Origin of the sequence: Streptomyces sp. B1866 (assembly GCF_031932565.1) — a bacterium.
Classification (GTDB): domain Bacteria; phylum Actinomycetota; class Actinomycetes; order Streptomycetales; family Streptomycetaceae; genus Streptomyces.
The window spans coordinates 1-2,291 of the sequence record NZ_JAVSCF010000465.1; the positions used below are offsets into that span (position 1 = coordinate 1).

3 protein-coding genes are annotated in these 2,291 nt (G+C 75.4%); 2 read left to right on the plus strand and 1 reads right to left on the minus strand.

The genetic code is table 11. The features are described from left to right. Window positions 1-152 precede the first annotated feature (152 nt). Window positions 153-1,073, plus strand: coding sequence for a bifunctional DNA-formamidopyrimidine glycosylase/DNA-(apurinic or apyrimidinic site) lyase (gene mutM / locus RKE29_RS29445; RefSeq protein WP_312008769.1), 921 nt, complete (start codon window positions 153-155; stop codon window positions 1,071-1,073). On the opposite strand, the gene RKE29_RS29450 is transcribed toward mutM, so the two are convergent. After that, the gene (locus RKE29_RS29450) at window positions 1,019-1,483 is read right to left on the minus strand and encodes a helix-turn-helix domain-containing protein (RefSeq protein ID WP_312008770.1); all 465 of its coding nucleotides are present in this window, start codon (window positions 1,481-1,483) and stop codon (window positions 1,019-1,021) included. The genes mutM and RKE29_RS29450 overlap by 55 nt on opposite strands. Before the next feature lie 157 nt (window positions 1,484-1,640). Here RKE29_RS29450 and RKE29_RS29455 point away from each other — a divergent pair, with 157 nt between their 5' ends. Next, a complete protein-coding gene (locus tag RKE29_RS29455; RefSeq protein WP_312008771.1) occupies window positions 1,641-2,231 on the plus strand; it encodes a flavodoxin family protein in 591 nt (196 codons plus the stop codon). Window positions 2,232-2,291: the final 60 nt, after the last annotated feature.

The window sequence follows — 2,291 nt, forward strand, 5'->3', positions numbered from 1 at the left end:
GCCGGCCCGGCTTCCGCGGCGGCCGCCCGGTCCGCGCGCCGGCCGCGCCCGGACCCGTCGTACCGCCGTAGGGCCGCGTCCCGCCCGCCCGTACGCACCGCGGGCCGGCCGCCGCGGCCCGCGCGTCACCCCGTCAGGCCGAGGAGGCCCCCTTGCCCGAGCTGCCCGAGGTCGAGGTGGTCCGGCGCGGCATGGAGCGCTGGGTCAGCGGCCGTACGGTCGCGGACGTGACCGTGCTGCACCCGCGCGCCGTGCGCCGCCACCTCGCCGGCGCGCCGGACTTCGCCGTCGCGCTCAAGGGCCGGCGGCTCGGCCCGGCCCGCCGCCGCGGCAAGTACCTGTGGCTGCCGGTCGAGGACGGCGGCACCGCGCTGCTGGCGCACCTGGGCATGAGCGGCCAGCTGCTCGTACGGCCCGAGGACGCGCCCGACGAGAAGCACCTGCGGATCCGGATCCGGTTCACCGACACCGGTCCTTCGCGGGCCGGCGCGGCGGGCGGCACCGAGCTGCGCTTCGTCGACCAGCGCACCTTCGGCGGGCTGTCGCTCCACGACACCGTGCCCGGCGACCCCGAGGGCCTGCCGGACGTCGTCGCGCACATCGCCCGCGACCCGCTGGACCCGGCCTTCGACGACGCGGCCTTCCACGCGGCGCTGCGCCGCCGGCGTACGACCGTCAAGCGGGCCCTGCTCGACCAGTCGCTGATCAGCGGCGTCGGCAACATCTACGCCGACGAGGCGCTGTGGCGCTCCCGGCTGCACTACGACCGGCCCACGGCCACCCTGACCCGTCCGCGCACCGCCGAACTGCTCACGCACGTCCGGGAGGTCATGGAGGCGGCCCTGGCCGTCGGGGGCACCAGCTTCGACAGCCTCTACGTCAACGTGAACGGCGAGTCGGGCTACTTCGACCGGTCCCTGGACGCGTACGGGCGCGAGGACGAGCCGTGCCGCCGCTGCGGCACCCCGATGCGCAGGCGCCCGTGGATGAACCGCTCCAGCTACTTCTGCCCCGTCTGTCAGCGCCCGCCGCGACCGGTGGGCGCGTCGAACCGGTCCCGGGCGCTGTCGTAGCGCTCCCGGGCGTCGAGGACGTCGGGCATCCGGGCCTCCACCAGGTCGATCAGCGCCAGCAGCCGCTCGGCGACCGCCTCGCCGAGCGGGGTGAGCGCGTAGTCCACGCGCGGCGGGTTGACGGGCTGCGCCGCGCGGTGCACCAGCCCGTCCCGCTCCAGCGCGTGCAGCGTCTGGGACAGCATCTTCTCGCTGACGCCGTCGACGCGCCGCCGCAGCTCGTTGAACCGGAGGGTGCCCTCGCTGAGCGCGCCCAGCGTCAGGCTGCCCCACCTGCCCGTGACGTGCTCCAGGGTGCCGCGGGAGGGGCAGGCGCGGGCGAACACGTCGAAGGGCAGGTCGTCGTCCTCGTCGGCGCCGGGGCGACCCCCGCCGGCCGGGCCGTCCTTCAGCGGGCTGGAACGTTCCATGACCCCACCATACTCCCGGATAGCGCTAACTATCGGATTGCGCTTTCTGAAAGTTAGTGCTTTGCTGTGGGGCGTCCAGCCGGCACCGGCACACCCGGTGGCCGCGCGCACCCTTCCCCGCGCGACGCCGCGCGGTCACCTCCGGGAGCCACCTGCCATGACCACCCCTGTCGTCTCCGTCGCCTACCACTCCGGTTTCGGCCACACGGCCGTCCTCGCCGAGGCCGTACGCGAGGGCGCCGCGGCCGCGGGCGCGACGGCCCACCTGGTCAGGGTCGACGAGATCACCGACGAGCAGTGGAGCCTGCTCGACGCCTCGGACGCGATCATCTTCGGCTCGCCCACCTACATGGGCACCGCGTCCGCCGCCTTCCACGCCTTCGCGGAGGCGACCTCCCAGCGCTGGGCCACCGCCGCGTGGCAGGACAAGATCGCCGCGGGCTTCACCAACTCCGCCTCCAAGAGCGGCGACAAGCTCCACACGCTCCAGTTCTTCACCGTGCTGGCCGCCCAGCACCGCATGCACTGGGTGGGCCTCGCCCTGACCCCCGGCTGGAACGCCTCCACCGCCTCCGAGAACGACCTCAACCGCCTCGGCTTCTTCCTGGGCGCCGCCGCCCAGACCAACAAGGACGAGGGGCCGGAGGCCGTCCACAAGGCGGACATCGCCACCGCCCAGCACCTCGGGCGGCGCGTCGCCGAGGCCGCGGCGATATACGCGGCGGGCCGCGCGGCGCTCGGCGTCTGACCCGCGCCCGGAGCCCGGCCGGCCCCGGCCCGGCGCGCCCGGCCGGGCCGTGGCCGCCCC

What these genes read in the sequence shown, in the direction of transcription:
- RKE29_RS29450 (WP_312008770.1), bottom strand. Translation starts at nt 1,483, where the DNA reads ATGGAACGTTCCAGCCCGCTGAAGGACGGCCCGGCCGGCGGGGGTCGC.
- RKE29_RS29455 (WP_312008771.1), top strand. Translation starts at nt 1,641, where the DNA reads ATGACCACCCCTGTCGTCTCCGTCGCCTACCACTCCGGTTTCGGCCAC.